The sequence below is a fragment of the Marivita sp. S2033 genome (genome assembly GCF_046592965.1).
GTDB lineage: Bacteria > Pseudomonadota > Alphaproteobacteria > Rhodobacterales > Rhodobacteraceae > Marivita.
The window spans coordinates 1-514 of the sequence record NZ_JBISBV010000056.1 but is presented as its reverse complement, the minus strand read 5'-3'; the positions used below and the strand labels follow the sequence as shown (position 1 = coordinate 514).

The window sequence follows — 514 nt, the reverse complement described above, 5'->3', positions numbered from 1 at the left end:
CGCCGCCGGCGGCGTGCTGCGCGACAGCAGCGCGGTGTCCTATGTGCCCTGGGAAAGCAACTGGGCGGCAGAGGTGCCGCTGTCGGACGTGCTGGCGCGGCTGGCCACCGGCATCGTCACCCATTCCGACTATGCCGCCCGCGCCATCGGAACCACCTATCCCGGCTCGGCCCTCACGCTGTTCATGCCGCGTCCCGACATCCCCGTCGATCCGCCCGACCGCGCGCCCGGCGCCGGGGCCCGCCTGCGGCTTGCCGCAACCGGGCATATCGGCCCCACCAAGGGGCTGGAACTGCTGGTCGACGCGCTGGCCGCCGCGCCCGATCTGGCCGAGCGGTACAGCATCACCATTGCCGGTCACGGCGGCGATGCGCCCTTCATGCAGACCCTGCACAGCCGCATCGCGTCACAGGACCTGTCGGGCGCCATCCGCATCCTGCCCGATCCGACGGCTGCGGGCTTTGCCGCGGTGATGCAAGAGGCCGACCTGTTCTTCAACCTGCGCCGCCCCAAC

At 71.6% G+C, this 514-nt stretch carries 1 protein-coding gene; it reads left to right on the top strand.

Going from position 1 to position 514, the window contains the following annotated elements; all coding sequences use genetic code 11:
* On the top strand, positions 1-514 hold a 514-nt coding region (locus tag ACGKZZ_RS17290; RefSeq protein WP_411224758.1), incomplete at both ends, for a hypothetical protein.